15 protein-coding genes are annotated in these 18,939 nt (G+C 56.6%); 8 read left to right on the top strand and 7 right to left on the bottom strand.

Annotation, left to right across the window (positions count from 1 at the left end; all coding sequences use genetic code 11):
- Positions 1-827 precede the first annotated feature (827 nt).
- Complete coding sequence (locus ACP0KA_RS15435) at positions 828-1,760, top strand: PhnA-like protein (protein ID WP_424629625.1); 933 nt, start codon at positions 828-830, stop codon at positions 1,758-1,760.
- Positions 1,761-1,855: 95 nt separating this feature from the next.
- On the opposite strand, the gene ACP0KA_RS15440 is transcribed toward ACP0KA_RS15435, so the two are convergent.
- Positions 1,856-2,044, bottom strand: a complete 189-nt coding sequence (locus ACP0KA_RS15440) for a hypothetical protein (RefSeq protein WP_424629626.1) — start codon at positions 2,042-2,044, stop codon at positions 1,856-1,858.
- 1,134 nt (positions 2,045-3,178) lie between these two features.
- Between ACP0KA_RS15440 and ACP0KA_RS15445 the strand changes: the two genes are divergently transcribed.
- The 3 genes from ACP0KA_RS15445 to ACP0KA_RS15455 all read left to right on the top strand — a co-directional run bounded on the left by ACP0KA_RS15445 (position 3,179) and on the right by ACP0KA_RS15455 (position 5,856).
- A complete protein-coding gene (locus ACP0KA_RS15445) occupies positions 3,179-3,592 on the top strand; it encodes a hypothetical protein (RefSeq protein WP_424629627.1) in 414 nt (137 codons plus the stop codon).
- A gap of 665 nt (positions 3,593-4,257) precedes the next feature.
- A complete protein-coding gene (locus ACP0KA_RS15450) occupies positions 4,258-5,193 on the top strand; it encodes a DUF72 domain-containing protein (protein ID WP_424629628.1) in 936 nt (311 codons plus the stop codon).
- A gap of 69 nt (positions 5,194-5,262) precedes the next feature.
- Positions 5,263-5,856, top strand: coding sequence for an SOS response-associated peptidase (locus tag ACP0KA_RS15455; protein WP_424629629.1), 594 nt, complete (start codon positions 5,263-5,265; stop codon positions 5,854-5,856).
- Between the two features lie 130 nt (positions 5,857-5,986).
- Here the strand turns inward: ACP0KA_RS15455 and ACP0KA_RS15460 are convergent, their stop codons facing one another.
- Together ACP0KA_RS15460 and tal are read right to left on the bottom strand one after the other, a co-directional pair.
- Positions 5,987-7,954: a transketolase gene (locus ACP0KA_RS15460; RefSeq protein WP_424629630.1), complete on the bottom strand. Its 1,968-nt coding sequence runs from the start codon at positions 7,952-7,954 to the stop codon at positions 5,987-5,989.
- Positions 7,951-9,171, bottom strand: a complete 1,221-nt coding sequence (gene tal / locus ACP0KA_RS15465; RefSeq protein WP_424629631.1) for a transaldolase — start codon at positions 9,169-9,171, stop codon at positions 7,951-7,953. Before tal ends, ACP0KA_RS15460 begins: the two co-directional genes overlap by 4 nt.
- A gap of 505 nt (positions 9,172-9,676) precedes the next feature.
- On the opposite strand from tal, the gene ACP0KA_RS15470 reads away from it, so the two are divergent.
- From ACP0KA_RS15470 to ACP0KA_RS15485, 4 genes are all read left to right on the top strand, one after another.
- Positions 9,677-9,901, top strand: a complete 225-nt coding sequence (locus ACP0KA_RS15470; protein WP_424629632.1) for a hypothetical protein — start codon at positions 9,677-9,679, stop codon at positions 9,899-9,901.
- A 41-nt stretch (positions 9,902-9,942) separates the two neighbouring features.
- Entirely contained in the window at positions 9,943-10,605 is a 663-nt protein-coding gene (gene gntA, locus ACP0KA_RS15475) for a guanitoxin biosynthesis heme-dependent pre-guanitoxin N-hydroxylase GntA (protein WP_424629633.1), read from the top strand.
- Entirely contained in the window at positions 10,575-11,177 is a 603-nt protein-coding gene (locus ACP0KA_RS15480; RefSeq protein WP_424629634.1) for a DUF1989 domain-containing protein, read from the top strand. The genes gntA and ACP0KA_RS15480 overlap by 31 nt, the downstream gene beginning before the upstream one ends.
- A gap of 143 nt (positions 11,178-11,320) precedes the next feature.
- Positions 11,321-11,503 carry a hypothetical protein gene (locus ACP0KA_RS15485; protein WP_424629635.1) on the top strand — a complete coding sequence of 61 codons (183 nt, stop codon included), beginning with the start codon at positions 11,321-11,323 and terminating at the stop codon, positions 11,501-11,503.
- 197 nt (positions 11,504-11,700) lie between these two features.
- Here ACP0KA_RS15485 and ACP0KA_RS15490 read toward each other — a convergent pair whose 3' ends face one another.
- From ACP0KA_RS15490 to ACP0KA_RS15505, 4 genes are all read right to left on the bottom strand, one after another.
- Positions 11,701-12,297 carry a cell envelope biogenesis protein TolA gene (locus tag ACP0KA_RS15490; RefSeq protein ID WP_424629636.1) on the bottom strand — a complete coding sequence of 199 codons (597 nt, stop codon included), beginning with the start codon at positions 12,295-12,297 and terminating at the stop codon, positions 11,701-11,703.
- A gap of 86 nt (positions 12,298-12,383) precedes the next feature.
- Positions 12,384-15,656, bottom strand: a complete 3,273-nt coding sequence (locus ACP0KA_RS15495) for an error-prone DNA polymerase (RefSeq protein ID WP_424629637.1) — start codon at positions 15,654-15,656, stop codon at positions 12,384-12,386.
- Entirely contained in the window at positions 15,653-17,176 is a 1,524-nt protein-coding gene (locus ACP0KA_RS15500; protein ID WP_424629638.1) for a Y-family DNA polymerase, read from the bottom strand. Before ACP0KA_RS15500 ends, ACP0KA_RS15495 begins: the two co-directional genes overlap by 4 nt.
- Positions 17,091-17,843, bottom strand: a complete 753-nt coding sequence (locus tag ACP0KA_RS15505; protein WP_424629639.1) for an ImuA family protein — start codon at positions 17,841-17,843, stop codon at positions 17,091-17,093. The genes ACP0KA_RS15500 and ACP0KA_RS15505 overlap by 86 nt, the downstream gene beginning before the upstream one ends.
- Positions 17,844-18,939 lie beyond the last annotated feature (1,096 nt).

Consider the following 18,939-nt stretch of genomic DNA (forward strand, 5'->3'; position numbering starts at 1 on the left):
GCATAATGATCGGAGAGAGGTCGATAAGGTTCTTGGAGGGTTGCTGGGTATTATCATTGTCGTTCATAACAATTCCTTTGACGCACCGGCCTTCTCAATTCAACGCTCGTCTCGCCACGACGCGCGCCTTTCGAAGCAAAACCAGGACCTCTTGTTCGCGCAGGAGAAGTTCCTGCGCAGGAAGATCGCGTGAACCATAGCCATCCCTGATCATGTCGCGAAGCTGAAGGCAATGCCGCAAGATATCTCGTCGTCGGACGGCCAGGGATTGCAGCGGCGACAGTGAGCGAAGCCACTCGATGTGAGCGACTGTCTTTTTGGCGTATCGGTCTGCTATTTCTTGTTCGCGTGACGCCATTAATTCCTCCGCATCGACGCTCCCCATATTTCGATAATCTCAATCTCGCGGTTATGAAAGTGCGACATCACATCGTCCAAGTCGCGGCAATCAAAAACGTCCCCACAGACCGTACACCGGCCCAAATGCTCTCGCACCATTTTGGTTGTCCAACCTGTGGGTGAACCCTTGCTTGGTCGGTCCATCGAGGGCCTTTCGCGCGCGGACGTGTGCGGTGCTGCTCGGGCGCTTTCGTAGTGTTCTTTCGCGACACAAGCGTGGTTCAATCGGCAAGAATGAGTGGTGTTCCCTCTCATCGTTGAGGTCCGATCGACTCGGAGGTCGGCTGAACACACGGCTTAGCCCGCGCGCCGCTCCGTACCGGTCTCATAACCGCGTCATGGCGCCGCAGGTCGGAACACCCCTGACAGTCGCAGCTCCCTTTACTGAAGCGTGTTTGCAAGCACGCTTAATTTGAGCGGAGGCCAACATGACATCAGTTCCAAGCGACAGAGACACACGCCGCGTATCGGCGGTTTCGGCGTCGGACGATATCCGAACAATTATGGTGCACGAGATTTCGTGGGGTGCAGTGTTCGCGGGAGCGGTAATGGCTCTCGTGCTGCAACTGATTTTGAACATGATCGGACTAGGTATCGGTTTGGGAACGGTAGACGCTACGGCCCGTGGCACGCCAAGTGCATCGACACTGTCTATGGGAGCCGGGCTTTGGTGGATAATTTCCGGGGTAATAGCGTCGGCTGTCGGCGGATATATCGCGGGCCGACTTTCGGGTAAGCCATCAGATTCCACCACGGCTTATCATGGTTTAATAGCATGGGCTGTCGCGACATTAATCGTGGTCTATCTTGTGTCGTCCGCAGCCGCAAACATGTTCGGCGGGGCGTTCAATTCCGTCTCCTCCGCAATGGGCGGCGCGGGTAAAGCTGCGAGTGAAACTGTTCAAACAGCAGTACAATCAGTTGCGCCTTCATTGGATAGCGTTGGTGACCCGTTCTCACGAATTGAAAATCAAATTCGGAGCGCCGCAGGTGGGCAAGATCCCGCCGCCCTGCGCGACGCAGCGACCTCGGCAATGCGGGCTGTGATCACCGACGATCCATCGCAGCAAGCGGCGGCACGGGAGCGGGCGGCTGAGGCCTTCGCGAAGGCCCAGAATATTTCGTCCGACGAAGCTAAGGCTCGCGTGAATCAACTAGAGAAGCAGTACACGGAGGCGGTCGCACGGGCCAAAGAGACCGCGCGCCAAGCAGCTGATAAAACTGCTTCGGCCGTCTCCCGCGGTGCGCTCTTCGGTGCTATTGCCCTATTGTTGGGAGCGTTAGCTGCTTATTTTGCAGGCCGGGCAAGCGCTGTGAATCCGACAGTGACCGGCTCGCTCGGAGCCCGGGCGAGAATGTAGCGAATCCTTATCCGAGCTTCGAAGGGAAACAATGCGTGTCTTCTCTAAGCGTCTGCTTGGTTGCTTAAATGCTGCCGATGTTTAGGAAGTCGTCATCAAAGAGCGAGAGCGCCGGCATTCTCCTCTTTAGGCAGAGCAACGGGCTCGTCGAGGTCTGGCTCGGTCATCCCGGTGGAGCCTTCTGGCAAAATAGGGATCTTGGTTTTTGAAGTATTGATCGGTGCGGGAGAAGAGGCGCTCGCTGCCCTAGGCTTGCCGACGATACCTGCCGACAAAAATCCCATCACGCTCATCTGGGTAGTGAGTAAGAAGAATAAATTGAGAGCGGTCCGAACGTCATGACCTCAGGGATCAGGCAAAAGGCGCACAAGGCCGCGGGTATCGCAGAGGTTGTGCAAAGTCCCCCCAAGATTCTTGAGGAAATCGAATGACAAGCCGTTGGTAGAACGACGTCTGAGTAGCTTCGAGTAGTCGGGTCGTCCTTTGTAATCGATCGCGTTGGCATCGAAATACTTCCAGCGTCAATGAGCATCGGCCGCGGCAATCGCGGTGACGTCGCATCTCTGGGCTTTTGAGGTGGCCCAGTCGGTGCGTTACACACAGGTGTTTTCCGACCGGGCCTGTCGCTGCTCGACACCCAACGACACCTCTCGAACTAGGCAGATTTCGTTGCGTTCCTAGCTCTTTAGAAAGTTGATTTCGGCCGGTAGGCATCTCTTGCCTGCTTCCAGTACGGAATTCCGGTAGTGCGGATAACTACGACCGGGCGAAGTCTTCGCGGACAGGACACTCTCTATAAAAACGGCTTCCACTTCACAAACTCCGACGGTCCAGGCGGAGATGGCTAGGCATCTCGTAGTGCGAGGTAAATGACCGCACGATGCATGCGCTTTGACCCAAGTGACGGCTCCGATGGAACGATTGCGGGAACTCGGCATTGGTAAGCGCAAATTTTAGGCAACGCTGGGAAGGCGCAAATGCAAATCGCAGAAAATCGACTCACGGGAGTTGGAATTAGTTGGGCATCGGTCGTAGCGGGCGCTGTTGCGTCTCTTGCGATCACCCTAATTCTGCTCTGGTTCGGGATTGGAATGGGCTTTTCGGTCGTCTCGCCATGGAGCGGCTCCGGTGTTTCGGCCGGAACATTTAAGGTTGGCACTGGCCTTTATCTCATAGTGGTCGCAATGATCTCCTCTGCAATCGGGGGCCACATCGCCGGTCGCTTGAGGAGTGGCTGGGAAGCGGTGCACCCGAATGAGGTGTTTTTTCGTGACACAGCAAACGGGTTTGCCGCGTGGGCCCTGGCCACCGTTGTGGGCGCGATTCTTCTGGCATCGGCTGCAAGCACTGTTGTCGGCGGCGCAACAAGCGGCCTCGGGCAAGCCGTCGGTGCAGCGACTGCGCAATCCGCTGGGCCAATGGATGGTTATGTCGATCAATTATTGAGATCGGACGCGACTAGCCCCCCACCTGCTGGCGACACCGACCAAGCTCGTGGAGAGTTGACTCGTCTATTCACCTCGGCGTTCCGCTCGGGAGGGAATTTCAAGCCGGCAGACCGTACATATGTCGCGCAAGTCGTCGCGCGGCGAACCGGATTGAGTCAGGCGGATGCGGAAAAGCGCGTCAACGATGTGATCACCGATGCTAAAACCTCGCTCGATAACGCCAGAAAGGCGGCCGCACAACTTGCTTTCTGGATGGTGGCTTCACTCTTGGTCGGTGCGTTCTCGGCCAGCATCGCAGCCGCCGAAGCGGGCGGTATCCGCGATCGCAATTGGGCAACGGATACGACGGAGCCAAAAGCCGTCACCCCCGTAGCGACAAGATAAGGAGAGAGAAATGCCAATCCTACTTTGGTTGCTCGGAATTCCGCTGCCGCTAATCCTACTCATCCTTCTCCTTCGATAAGAAGGTTGGCTGTTGCGGCCTTTTCATTCGAGAGGCCGCAACAGTATGAGAACGATTTCATACACCGTAATGGGTGTCGATCGACTTTGTTCGAGACGGGTCCCCCAATTCCAATCGTTCTCAGAAGCGTACTTGGGGGTGCCTTTGAGTTGCTGTTCGGTCACGTTCGTCTTGTGTCCACCTAGATTGGTGTCGTACTTCAATGAAGAGGATAGAAATCTTCTCCCATTTTAAGAAAACCTCCGTATGCCAACACAGCATATGAAGCTTGGCCGCTTGTCTTCAATCATCACGCGCTTAACGGTCCTGTTTTTTTCGTTGTTGGCGCCATGGACATCGGTGCGTTCGACTTTGTAGCTGCCGATTAGCACTGTCTGGACGTTCGGCTGTTAGTCAAATTTCATTTTAGCTCCTCGCCCTGTGCCAATGCGCTCGAAAAGCTGAGGGTTCCTTTTCGGTAGGGCGCGAATGGCCTCCATTCGTCCTTTACCCGGATCCCGTCTGAGCGAACGAGGGATGAACGTAAGAGACAATGCGGGAAGAACGGGCGGATATGAATATCGGAGCGAACGACGTGGGAAGAGTCATGTCCCGACTGCGAAAAGTGATCGAAGGAGCAGCATCAACAGTTGAGGAACGACGCGAGCGACGCCAGCTTCGGCGGGAGCTGCAGCGCAGCGGCAACATAAAGCGCGCCGCGAAGATGCGTGTTGCACGACGGAGGATGGAAGCGGTTGAGGACCGGAAAATCTCGAGCAGGTTGAACAGACCTGTATATGTCGGGTGCTCAGGCTGGCGTTATTGGAAATGGCGAGACTCGTTTTACGCGAACCTCGCACAAGAAAAATGGTTTGAGCACTATTCTCAAGTGTTCGATACTGTTGAAATCAACGCCTCTTTCTATTCCTGGCCCACAGTAGCGAATGTGCAAGCCTGGAGGCGCCAAGCGCGCGACAGAGATTTCGTTTATACGGTCAAGGTTTGCGAACTCATAACTCACGTGAAGCGCTTCAAGGGCACTAAAACTCTTATTCGCGACTTCGGCATGATCGCTGACATTCTTGGCGATAGGATGGGTTGTTTTCTTTTTCAATTGCCTCCGAGCTATCACTTTACGGAAGCGCGGCTCAGATCAATAGTGCGCCAACTCGATCCGGCACGACGAAATGTAGTGGAATTCCGGCACAAAACGTGGTGGAACGCCCAGGTTTTTCGCGCCTTCCGGAAAGCTGGGATCGTGTTCTGTTCCTGCAGCGGCCCGCGGCTTCCTGATGATCTTGTTCGGACCGCGGATGAAATATATCTGCGCCTGCACGGCCCTTTGCGCTGGTACAGGCACGATTATTCGGACGACGAATTGAAGCAGTGGGCCGACAGGATTAAGGCAAGTGGCGCAAAGAGAGCCTGGATCTATTTCAACAACGACTACGAGGCTAAGGCGACGACTAACGCTCTAAGTCTCCTCGGCTTGATTAGTCCCGCTCAAAAAACGAGGCATCGTCGGACTCGGATAGAGGAATAACAGAACTGGTCGGAAGACTAGTGGCCTGTTCAGATACCTGACCGTCAATCCAAGTCATGGTTTGTGTGCATGTGTAACGACTACGAGCAACATATCCGCTGGAAGCAGTACTGCGATATGATGCAGGCGTTGGAGCTCGGGATTCCAACAAAGCAAACCGAACTTGATCTGCCGGTGGCTGATGACATCAAGATCAATGATCTCGGACCGGTGATGCGTGCTGCGGGGAACGGTGTAGAGCTCGTTCCTATGAACTTCAGCTTTCCTCCATCCAGCCCGCGAGGCGGTCCGGTATTCAATTTTCGCAGCGAGGGCCGTAATTTCGAGAAGTCCAATCGATGCCTAATTCCGGCTTCAGCGTTCTTTGAATTCACTGGAAAGAAATACCCGAAAGCCAAGCATCGTTTTACGCTCAACGGAGCGTCGTTTATGGCGATCGCAGGAATCTGGCGGGATGGCAAGAACGGTGGAGCTCCGGCCTTTACCATGCTGACGACGGAGCCGAGTTCCGATGTCGCGCCCTATCATAACCGACAAGTTGTTGTGCTGAAGCCAGAGGATTGGGCGCACTGGATATATCTCACAAGGTCGCAAACGGAGCTGTTGCGTCCCCTTCCCGAGGGATCCTTAGAAGCGGAAACGGTCCGCGAAGGCAGCGACTAATTAAAGGATTAGAAAAAGCGCCCGCGGCTTACCTGCCGCGCTGTTGGCCCCAAGCCTTCGCCTAAACGCCGAGCAGAGCGCCTGGCCTGAAAGCGCGCCCCCCTGGGGTTTGCTTGCCATGGCGCTCTCATTACGCGGCTTCTTTGATGGATGCGACAATATCGGCCACAGCGAGATGGACATATCCGAGTACGTCATCTGGCTTGCGGCCACTCTTCGGCATCATGTGTACTGCCAGCGACTTGATGAGGGGCGCATCCTTTTGTGCTGCTGCGGCTTCGGAAAGTTCGCTACCCAAGCCACCGACATAGCTATCCTCTACCGTCAAGATGGTTCCGCCGCTGCCCGCGAAAGCTAGGATCGGCGCCGTGTCCAGCGGCAGTGCATAGGCGTCGACAACGGCAACATCGATCCCGCCTTCAGCAACTTCGTCAGCAGCTTTGAGACAGCTATGGACCATGTATCCACATGCGACGAGGACGAGCCGTCGAGTCGAAGCACCCCGCCGCAGAACCTTATGTCCGCCGAATGGAAAGTCGGTATTCGCATCGTATAACAAGGGCAAGTCCGCGCGAACGGCGCGCAGGTAGCAGGCGCTCGGGAAGGCAGCCATAGCCAGGACCAGCGAATAGGTGCTCACAGCATCGCTCGGGGTGAGGACCGTTACGGCCGGATTTCCTCGATGGTCCGTGCTGTGCGCGAACGCGCGCATGAAGGCAATATCCGCGAGCGCCATCTGACTCGGGCCATCGGATGCCAGCGTTACTCCAACGTGGGTTCCCACCAGTTTGAGGTTGGCTCCTCCGACAATCGCCATCTCGATCTGATCGAACGCACGTTCAAGGAAGCGGCCGAAAGTGCTCGCGAACGGGATCATGCCGCCGCTGGACAGACCCGCGGCTACGGAGATCATATTCTGCTCTGCAATTCGCGCCTCGAAGTAGCGGTCTGGATAGGCTTCGGCGAAGTCGAGTGCGTATGTGGAATTCTTGACGTCGGCATCGAGCGCAGCGACATTGGGGTATGCTGCTCCTAATGCCTCCAGTGCCAAACCAAACGCGCGCCGCGGCGACAGCACATTCTTCTCGGACAGAGTTGCTGCAACCTTTGGGTTGGCAGCTACTGCCGTGTCCATATCGACCGGTATCGACTTGGCTTGGCCCGCTGAGACACTTGGAGGCCGGTTGATCCGGAGCGCGTCTTCATTCGTTGCTCGATCATCAACGTGAAGCCCGAGTTCCTCGGCTTTCCGATCAAGGTCGCCTAGCGCTGCATTGAGATGTTCCCGGGTAACCGGCGTCCCATGATGACCCATCCCAGCGAGGCTCGGCACACCCCAACCCTTGATCGTCCGCGCGATGACGCAGAGGGGTTTGCCTGCCCCGAGCTCCGCCCGACGCCGGAGTGTGTCCTCGATCTGGCTCGGATCGTGGCCATCGATAACGATTGCCGACCAGTTGAACGCTTCGGCTTTGCGCTGCAGTCCTCGCCACTGCTGTGCCTCGGCGACGAAGTCGCTCTGTCCGAGGGTATTGCAGTTCATGATGGCGACGACATTGGTCAGCGCGTGGTCGGCGATGAAATCCATTGCCTCCCATATCTGGCCCTCGCGCGACTCGCCGTCGCCGATGATGCAGTAAATCGATTTGTCCAAAGTGTTAACCCGGGCGGCCGCGGCAAGTCCGGCTGCCACCGATAGGCCTTGGCCGAGGGACCCCGTAGCAGCGTCAAAGAAGGGGAAGCCGAGCATCGGGTTGGGGTGGCCGTCTATCGGACTGTCGATGCTCCGTAGCGCCATCAGGTCGTCCATCGTCATCGGCCGGGGCGCGCCTCCCGGCGTGATCGTGACTCTGAGATCGGCGCACGCCGCATAGATGATTGGGACGGCATGACCTTCGGATAGAACGAGCCTGTCCGATCCTAGGGCATCAGGATGTGCGGGATCCCAGCGCATCATCCGATACATCAACACGGTCGTCAGATGGGCTAGTGAGAGCGCGGTCGTAGGATGACCGCTGCCGGCAGAAGTCGTAGCCTTTATCGCTAGTTTGCCTAGTTCGATGGCCTTGGCATGTACCGCTTGTGTAACCGGGGTCATGCCAAGGCTCCTTTGCTGGTTTCGGCTGGTGCCGCGGCGGCGGGTGCTGAGAAACCGGTCCCGGTCCCGCTGCCATTGGCGGGCCTAACTGCGCCGGCAAGGATTACTTCAGCGCCTGCGCTTTTCAGTTGCTGTTCGACCGAAGCAATCAGTTCATTCCAGCTCTGAATGAATGACGCGATGCCGTCATGCTCCAGAACATCAGCAACATTAACAAGATCGATGCCAAGTTCCGCCAGATCGTGCACGATCGTTCGAGCTTCTGTGTAGCGGCGACTGATGGTGTCCGGCGTGGTGGCTTCAAGATGGCTGAGTGCCTGCAGAGTAGCCTCTGGCATGGTATTGACGGTGTTGGGAGCGACTAGTTCGGTTACGTAGCGCGTCGCAGCAAAGGCCTTGTCTTTTACCCCTGTCGACGCCCACAGTAGGCGCTGCATCGATCCGCCTTCTGCGGCGAGCGCGCGCCATCGATCAGAACGGGTAGCATCTTCGTACACCTCATAGGCAAGACGTGCGTTAGCGAGGGCCGCTTGCCCATGCAACTCCTTCGCCTTTGCGTTCGCCAATTTCGCGAGGCGCTGGTCCACTTCGGTATCAACCCTGCTGATAAAGAACGACGCGACACTTTCAATGCCAGTCAACTCTTCACGGCTGGCTGTGCGTTGCTCCAGACCGGTCATGTACGCGTTGAGGACTGCGCGGTAGCGATCAATTGAGAAAATCAGCGTGACGTTGACGCTAATGCCCGCGGCGGTACACGCGGTGATGGCCGGCAATGCTGCCTGGGTTGCCGGAATTTTGATAAACAGGTTCGGGCGATCAACCAGCCACCACAGGCCGCGAGCCTCGGCAGCCGTGCGCTCCGGATCGGCCGAAATCCGCGGATCGACCTCAATAGAAACCCGGCCGTCCTTCGTCCCACTTTGATCAAACAGAGGTCGCAACAGGTCGCACGCTGCGCGGACGTCCCAAGCAGTCAGCAGCCGCACGGCTTCCCCAATCGCCGTGCCACGCAGGGCAAGTTCTCGAATCTGATCGTTGTAGCCCGAGCCGTCGCTGATTGATCTCGCAAAGATGGTGGGGTTTGTCGTGATACCAACGACCTGCCCGGATTTGACACTCTGTCTTAAATCACCAGAGGCGATTCTTGCCCGGCTCAAATCATCCAGCCAGATGGAGACGCCAGCCATCTGCAGGTTTTCGAAAACATTGGCCATATCGTCTCATCCCGGCGGTTGCGTGAGCACATCCTATTTGGGAGTGCTCGGTGTCCCGGGCTTTGAACGAGTTCAATGGCCTCGAGAATACACTGCAACGCCTCAGAAGCTGATATGGCACCAAACTAACGGGCTTGCTTGTATGACAACGCGTTAACTTCGAACCCTCCAGTTCGCGTGGCATGAACGCGTGAATAGGCGAAAGACATCGATTACGGAGCGCAATGAACGCTGCGCCACCCCGCGTGGGGAGGATGATTCCCTCCAATCTGTAAGCAAGCACAGATGCGAACGGCGAGGCTTATCTCAAGTTAAGTTTGAACACGATTTTTCTCGCTCTTGTGAAGGCTGAACTTGGACACATCTTTGTCTAAGTTCCTCATGCACGCAGCGCGGTGACATTAAAGTGCGATTTCAAAAAAGTTCTCGGAACAGGAGTAGGTGTCGCCACTTAAGCCCGTATGTAACTGATCTCCAGCACTCAGTCATCGAAGCGCGTCTGAACATGCTTTTTGGCGTCGATGAATATGACCGACTTTTTGCAGGACTTTCGGTCAGGAATATCAAGGACGGCATTGCGGATGTCTACGTGAACGAAGAGTTGTCGAGTCTGGAAATTGAAATGCTCTATCTGCCGTTACTCGCACGGTTGGTTGAATTCTGTTGCAATACAATCATCAAAGAAATCAACGTTGTCCCGCGGCTGCTGCGCTACCGAAAAATGACGTAGCGACTGAATACGAATAGTGAGGTTGAATGACGGAATGTCCGATGGGCATTGACGATGCTGAAGCTTTTCGTGAATTGGTGAGGTCGTCCGCATTTCCTTGCGTGGGCGCGAAGTCCGCGTTGTCAAAAGGTCAGATGCGGATCCTTGTGGCTCGCGACATCCGTTCAAACTGGGACGATGTACGTATTTACGATGGCATTAAGGAGATCGTAGACAACTATCGCCGCGATCGTGAACTTTTCCAGACATTCATCGTCATTTTCCGCGAGCCCACTAGGTTGAGCGAGGAGACATTTGAAAGATTTTTATGGGAGCGGGTGGAATCGCTTACAAATAAAGATGCTTGGCATGGCCAGCGACACGATGCGCGGGTAAGTTCAGATCCAGAAGATCCTCATTTTTCGCTGAGCTTTGAGGAAGAAGCGTTTTTTGTCGTCGGCCTCCACCCAAACGCGAGTCGCCAGGCTCGGCGTTTTAAATTGCCTTCATTGGTTTTCAACCTGCACGACCAGTTTGAACGGTTGCGCGATGAGGGTCGTTACGAAAAGCTTCGCGAAGTCATTTTAGAACGAGACGTGACGCTATCTGGATCGGAAAATCCGATGCTAGCTCGACACGGGGTAAATTCTGAGGCGAGACAGTACAGCGGGCGATCGGTTGATGAAGACTGGAAATGTCCATTCAATCCGGTAGTTCGCTCATGAGAATAGCGCCGCGAAGTGGCACCGCCTTCGTTCTACAGAAGGGGCAGGTTCTCACGATCAGCGATCCCTTTGGAGAGCAGGTAGCGGATCTGGTGGCTTTTTCTCAAGATGATTCCCGGGAAGCCATTTCGTCCGGCAGGAGCTTGGATTACGCGAGCAAATTGTTTCTCACTAGCGGGGACTTGATTTACTCTAACCGCAGCAATGTTTTTCTTGAGATCGTGGAAGATACGGTTGGTCGTCACGACTTTCTTCTGACCCCCTGCTCAAAGGATACGTTCCGCATCATCTACGGAGACCAGGATCCCCATCAAGGCTGTTTCGGGAATTTGGAAAACGCTTTAGCACCATTTGGAATAGGGCCGGATCAGATTCCAGTAGCGTTTAATTGTTTCATGAACGTGAATGTTGACACCACAACAGGAGTCATCCGAGTTGATCCACCACTAAGCAAAGCGGGGGATTTCATCAAGTTCAGAGCCAGTTCGGATCTTGTTATCGGACTCACAGCGTGCTCGGCGCTGCAGTCTAATAACTTCTCGTTCAAACCAATCGACTTTGCGATCGATTGAGCGGCCGAAGCTTATCGCGTGTGTTGCGATGATCGATGCTGAATATCCTGAATCGTCTCATCTCAAGGTGGTGCAACTCTTCGTTTCGCTTGTGAGTAGGGAACAACCAGAGCTCTGCGAGCTTAGCCAAGCTGTGAGGACAAATGAAAAAACCCTTTTATCTCATGGCCGGCATTGTTGCCGCACTGTTTGTGATATTGGCGGTGACAGTACCGCTGGTCACTCCCAAGGATCAGAAAAAGGCGATAAGCGAAACGATTTCCCGCGGGGCTGATGAACGCACTATTTTCAAAAAAGAACGTGAGCCAGCAAAGCCCGCGTTCTAGGCAAGAGGAGCCAACAGATGGACCGAGAGAAACCAAACGATGATCCGCGACAGCGGACCGACAAGGAAAGCTTTGAGCAAACAAGGCAACCTTGGAAGCAGCCGGTGGAAAAGGAGCAAGCCCCTGGCGAACTTTCACCAGACGACCTCGAACGGTGGCAGAGAACCAATACTCATTGATTCTCGCTAAAGCTCGCCTCAGCGCTTCGCCCGGCGCAGAGCGTTATCCAATTTTTCTTTCTGCTTCTCCCAACGCGCATCCTCCGTCCGGGATCGTTTTTCAAGTGCAGTTCGTTCGATTTCCATTTCGCGCACCGTCTCCTCGTGGTTAATCCTGGCTTCTTCCAACGCTGCTTCGGCTTTTGCGATTGCATGCTCTCGGCGAATGCGCTCGGCATCTTCTTTTCGACGTTCGCTTTCGCGCTTGCGCTGCTCCCGCTCATAATCCAGCGCGGCTTTGCGGGCCGACGCTTCATCAATAGCCAGATGCCGCCCCTTTCGGGGGCTTCGCTTTGCGCTTCCCTTCCCTGATCGGTTCTTTCCAGTGAGGTCGGTAGGCAACTCGGATTGTTCTTTAAAAGCTCCGGCCGATCCGACAGGGCGCTTCATAACAACACCCGGTTTGGATATCGTGGCAGCGACGACCTCGGGATCGTCAACCTCGTTTGCCAAGCCTTGATGGAACAGGTTGCTCTTTGAACCCCAGGCTTCCAAGGCCGCTTTCATCGAAGGGGCCGCTATGGCCAAATCGAAGAAACCCATCGACGTTTGATAGGTTTTAAGTTTGCGTGCCATTAAGTCGCGCCATCCGATGAAAGGGTGCACCGCTCGCTCTATGTGAGATCGTAACGAGCTCAATCATATTAGAGATTGTGGGCACGTCACCGAAAATCGCGCGTCTTTAACTTGATCGTGTCGATGTGCAGATCCGGGATGTAGATGTCCCGCGTTCGCCAGCCTTTTGGCAACCCGCGGGGATCGGGGGTAGGCGAACCATGATGGAAGTTGTCGCCACGGCCGTGCGGCAGTGGAAACGAGGCGTCTCGCTCGCCGACGCTTGAAAGATCTGCAGATAAGTCTGCCAGCTGTTGCGCTACCAGATGGACGACTTCGCCCTCTCGCTGGATGCGACCGCGCACGGCCAGCATGCCGGCTGAGAGCACAGTGCGGCGGAAGGTCTCAAATACTTTGGGCCACACTACGAGGTTGGCGATCCCTGTTTCGTCTTCAATGGTGATAAACATAACGCCTTTGGCGCTACCTGGTCGTTGTCGGACGAGAACCAGCCCGGCGGCCTCGAGGTGTCGACCATCGCGCGCTTCCATGGCATCGGCGCAGGTCACGATGCGACGTTCTTGAAGATCTTGCCGCAGGAATGAAACCGGATGGGTGCGGAGAGTAAGGCCAACGTGGCCGTAGTCCTCGACGACCTCACTGCCGGCTGTCATCGGCTTGAGCGATACGGCTGGCTCAATGACCTCCGGAACGATTGCATCGGTTCTTGCTGCCGCAGCAGCAAACAGAGGCAGCGGCTCATCCCGCAGCGCGTTGATGGCCCAGAGCGCCTCCCGCCGAGCGAGCTCGAGCGATGGCCGAAACGCGTCCGCCTCAGCCAATTGCACAAGCGCTGCGGAAGGAACACCAGCCCGCCGCCAGAGATCATCAACGGAGGTGAAAGCCCGGTCGGCTCTGGCACCGACGATGGTTGCCGCATGCGCATTGGCCAATCCTTTGACCATACGAAGACCAAGACGGACAGCGAAGTGAGATTCGTCGTCCGTCAGCTCCAGTGTACAATCCCAGCGGGAGGCGTTGACGCAGACTGGTCGAACGACGATACCATGTGCCTGGGCGTCACGTACAATCTGCGCTGGCGCGTAGAAGCCCATTGGTTGCGAATTCAGGAGCGCAGCGCAAAAGACGTCCGGATGCCAGCATTTCAGCCAGGACGATGCGTAGGCGATCAGAGCAAATGAGGCCGCGTGCGACTCTGGAAATCCGTAACTGCCGAAACCCTCAATCTGGGTGAAAGTGCGCTCTGCGAACCCCGGTTCAAAGCCATTGGCGACCATGCCGTCGATCAGCTTGGTCTTAAACTTTGAGACGCCGCCCGAGAATTTGAAGGTCGCCATCGATTTACGAAGCATATCGGCTTCGCCCGGCGTAAAGCCTGCGCACTCGATGGCAACCCGCATGGCCTGTTCCTGGAAGAGGGGGACGCCAAGGGTCTTACCAAGCACCTTTTCGAGTTCGGGCTTTGGGTAATGCACCGGTTCAAGGCCATCGCGGCGCCTGAGATAGGGATGAACCATGTCGCCTTGTATTGGACCGGGGCGCACGATCGCGACCTGGATGACAAGGTCGTAATACGTACGCGGCTTAAGGCGGGGCAGCATAGACATCTGCGCCCGTGACTCGATCTGGAAGGTCCCAAGCGTGTCGGCCTTCCGGATCATGGAATAGGTCCGCGGATCCTCGGCAGGGATCGAGGCAAGGTCGAGGTTGATGCCCTTGTAGTCGGCTAACATATCGAAGCCGCGCTTCATCGCCGTCAGCATTCCTAGCGCAAGGACATCGACTTTCATGAAGCGAAGCGCGTCGATGTCGTCCTTGTCCCACTCGATGATCTGCCGCTGATCCATTCGGGCAGGTTCGATCGGCACCAACTCATCAAGGCGATCGTGAGTAAGGACAAAGCCGCCCGGATGCTGGCCGAAGTGGCGGGGCACATTCAGGAGTTGACGAGCAAGATCGAGAGCCAGACGAAGCCGCCGGTCGCCCAAATTGAGATTGAGCTCCCGCACGTGCTTTGCATCGACGCCGGTCTCCGACCAGGCCCAGACTTGCGACGAGAGGGTTTTAATAAGGTCTTCGGTCAGACCGAGAGCCTTGCCGACGTCGCGGAGCGCTCCTTTGGTGTGATAGCGCACGACTGTAGCGCACAGCGCAGCATGGTCGCGGCCGTAGGTGTCGAAGACCCACTGCATGACGATCTCGCGCCGCTCGTGCTCGAAATCAACGTCGATATCCGGTGGTTCGCGCCGCTCTTCGGATACGAAACGTTCGAAGAGCAGGTCGTTACGGCCGGGATCAATCGAGGTAATGCCGAGCACGTAACAAACAGCCGAATTAGCGGCTGAACCTCGTCCTTGGCAAAGGATGCCTTTCGAACGCGCAAAGCGCACGATCGAGTTCACGGTGAGGAAATAAGGGGCGTATTGGAGCTTAGCGATGAGCGATAGTTCGTGATTGAGCGCCGCACTCACCTCATCAGGCAGACCTTCCGGATAGCGTTGGTCGGCGCCTTCCCAGGTTAGCTTTGCCAAAGTCTCCTGAGGCGAGAGCGTTGGGTCGTTGCGCTCCTCAGGATATTGATAGGCAAGTTCCTCCAAATTGAAGCGGCATCTGTCCACGATCTCGATGGTCCGCGCGAGCGCCTCGGGATATTGCGGAAACAAGCGGCGCATTTCCTCTGGCGGCTTCATATGGCGATCGGCGTGCCGTTCGCGGCGGTCGCCAAGCTCGTCGATGGTGACGTTGTGCCGGATGCAGGTGACGACGTCCTGCAGAATGCGACGGCTTGGCTCGTGGAAGAGTACATCATTGGTGACCACGGCTGGCACGCGAGCTTGAGTCGCCAAATTCGCGAGTTCAAACAGCCGAAGCTGGTCATTCGGTCGCCGCCGCAGCGTCAGCGCCATATAGGCGCGATTGCCGAAGCACTCCCGCATGCGCCTAAGCCGCAGAGCGCAAAGATCATTAGCGATGTCCGGAGCGAGGATGGCGATCAACCCGTCGCTATAAAGAGAAACGTCATTCCATTCGATCTGGCACTTGCCCTTGCCCCCTCGTTGCTTGCCAAGCGACAGCAGACGGCACAATCGGCCGTAGGCGGCGCGGTCGGTGGGGTAAACCAGGAGCGACATGCCATCGGCGAGATCAAGGCGGCAGCCAACAACAAGTCGGACCCCAGTGACTTTCGCGGCCTCATGAGCCCGCACGATACCAGCGAGACTGTTGCGATCGACAACCGCCAGCGCTTCGATCCCAAGGTTTGCAGCGTGGGCGAAGAGGTCCTCGCAGGAGGACGCGCCACGCAGAAACGAGAAGTGTGAGGTGACTTGCAGCTCGGCATATCGCGGTTGTTCGCTCATCCGAACACCCCGTGCATAAACCAGCGATGCGATCCGGTCGCCGCGTTTTCTCCATCACCAGCGCGAAAGATCCAATAGCGTTCGCCGGCCTCATCCTCGACCCGGAAATAGTCTCGCACCGCAATCATCTCCGGATCTCGCGTCCACCATTCGCCATAAACCCGTTCGGGACCGTCCGCGCGCCGCACACGTCGGCGTACTCCTCGCCAGGTGAAGGACACAGGTGGATGGTCAGGAAGGAGAGCCACTGTCTCGATCGGCTCGGGCTGCGAAAAGAGCCGCGCTGGACGCGGCCAGTCGCTTGTCCACGTTGTCCCGGTGGCGGGTGACATTGGCCCGATGCGGCGCACCGACCGTTCCGGCACATCACTCTGAAAAGGAATTGCGCGGTAAAGTGCGCGCTCACCTACGCGGTTCATGAGAGTATCGACGAGATCGGAGACATCTGGGGCCGCATCATCAACGAGCGATGTGATGGTCTGCCTGGCGTTCAACGGTTCGGCGATCGTTGCGGTGATCGACATCAGTTCGATGCCAAAGTCCGGCTCAATGGTTTCGATCTTGTCGCAGAGGAGACGAGTGAGCCGTTTAACGTCGCGTACGGGCGTTGCTGTCCCGACTCGTGAGGCTTGGGCCCGGCTATCGACGCGGTGACAGATCAGATCGAGGCGTCTGGCGCCCAGTCCTTTGGCTTCGAGTTCTTCGCAGAGTTGAACGACGAGCTTTTCGATATAGCGAGCAATCGTCTCCGCTGCGCCAATCGGTTCGGCGAAGGCGCGACGCACTTCCACGAGTTCGGGCAAACGGATCGGCACAATGACCTCGACACCCTGACCGATCGCTTGGTCAAGGCGGCGTCCCAGCTCGGGACCAAAACGCAAAGTCAGGGGGGCACGAGGCTGGGTTGCGATCTCGATGATGCGCTCAAAGCCGAGCACATGCAGGCTCTCAACGAGGTCAGCCGGCAGACGCAAAGCTGCGATTGGTAAATTGGCGACAGCCGTGTGAGACGCACCCGGCGGAGAAATAAGCATTGGTCGCGCGGCGTAGCGTGCGAGCGCGTGTGCTGCGCCCCATGTATCGGCGATAGCTGCCCGCGCGGTAATGTTCGATGCGGCAAGTCGAGCGATCAGTCCATCGAGCATCGCGGCTTCACCACCATGGAGGTGATCGGCACCAGTAGTGTCGACGACGATCCCATCAGGCGGATCCGAAGCAACGATCGGGGCGTAGCGCTGAAGCACCCATAGAGCGAGGCGTTCAAGCGCTTCGTTGTCCGCCTCGGGATCAGCATCTTGAACGATGAGATCTGGGACCAGCACCTGTGCCTTGGTCGCGGGCATGCCGATGCGCAGGCCTGAGGCTTGAGCTGCGGCATCCGCAGCCAGCACGGCCCTTCGTTTTCCGTCATGGCCAACGAGGACGAGCGGGGCCTCACGCGGAGGCGCCGCGTCGCCCGACTTCCTTCGCACCCGGTCGGTCGGCCAGGTTGGAAGGAAGAGCGAGACGACCCGTGTCATCACAGGCCTCCAATTCGAAATCCGCACTTTCACCCGCGCGACAGCGAATGAGTTCAACAAGCCAGCGATGCCGGCCAACACCAGGAACGGGGAGGGTCTCCGATGGCAGGACGGAAATACGCCAGCGCGTGGTTGCTGCTGTCGGCTGTCCGAAATCTGCTGCCTCCGTCTGTCGCCGCCATCGGCGTAGGGCAAGACCAACGGTACCGCTGCCTTCCGCGCAATGTGCAAGGCGGCGCGATGACGTCATCGATAGTCGTGCGATCTCAGCGACAACGGCGCCAAGACCGCCGTGCCGGAGGCCTTCTTCCACGCAGGCGAGCACGGTCTTGTCGTCGCCCACTTCGACATAAAGCACACGATCAGGTGCGAGGCCGGACTGAGCGAGCGCAGGAGCAAAAAGATCGGGCCGGGTGATACACCACAGCACCTTTCCTCTCGTACGGGCGGCGATCCCAGCGGCAAAGAGTGCCGCTGCGGCACCGTCAATGGCGCCATTACCTCCGCCGGCGACTTCATGGAGGGCGCCTAGCGCCAAGCCGCCAGCGGGAAGGCGCGCGTCAACTTCATCGATCCCAAACGGAAGCACCGATTTTACACGCCGGTTCTTGCTCCCGATTCTCTCGATCTCGGCGCGCAGCGATTCAATCGCGGACACCATAGGCATGCGCGGCACTAGCCTCATCTAATAGATTTGCACGAACCCGCCGGCTTCGTTCTGCCGTCAAAGGCGGGAAGACACAGCGTCTTTGTTCACTTGACTTGATGAGAACAAAATAAGAACATTCTGTAGCGGCCGTCAATCCGGAACTTGGACTTTTTGCCGGGCCAGGGGGGGCAAAACACAATTCAATGGCCGTTGTGATCAATGATATCGCGGGCCGTGTTCTTGCGCGGTTTCGTTGGTCATCGCGTCCTGCATCAACGGTGTCGGAGTTCGCGTCATGAAAAATTTTGCCGACGACCTCAAAGAATGTTTTGAAGGCGCAAGCTTTTTTTTACAAAGGCGCGTGGGAGTACGACCCTAACGGAAAGAAAGAAGACGGGACCGCCCGCGATTGCACGGAGTTGGAGTCGAAGATGATCGATATTTTCGACCGGTTATCAGAAATGGTTGGGACGATTCCGCCAGATAGATGTCGTTGCTTGAATTGATGCGTCGAGAAATTGGGTACAGAAGTCCGCAACGAAATCGCAACGAAATAGGCGATTTTGACGTGAACAAAGCGAGACGAGGCGGCTGCCGTTGCCAATATAATCAACCGCTTAACGCAAATGTACTGCGTTCGGGACGCAGGGGTCGCAGGTTCGAATCCTGCCACTCCGACCATCTAAGGTATTGAGATAATTTAGATTTGTGTATTGCTTCCTTGCTCAACCTGGGCGCGGGGTACAGGTTAGGGTACGGATTTGGCAGACCTTGACCTTCTCACTAAAAATTAGAGCTGAACGGCGTGTTTCTGGCCGCATTCGGTGTGTGTCGCATCTTTTGGGCGCGGGTTTCCGACATGCAGTACGTGTTGCATGCAGGGCGCTCAGATATTGCGCCTACCTATCTCGTAGATGTCGCACAGGCCGCGTTTGCATTTTCCCCGAGCGCACTACCGCGACTACTTTTGCTTGAATTCGAGCAAGCGGTTTATTTTCGCTTTGCCCACGTGCGACACGTATTAGACGAGTGTAGGGCCTTGTAACGCGCTGGTTGTGCCGGCTTCGGTCAGACTCGACGCATTTTCTGACGAGACTACTGTGCCGTGCGGTGG

This window comes from Bradyrhizobium sp. SYSU BS000235 (genome assembly GCF_049747295.1).
Taxonomy (GTDB): domain Bacteria; phylum Pseudomonadota; class Alphaproteobacteria; order Rhizobiales; family Xanthobacteraceae; genus Afipia.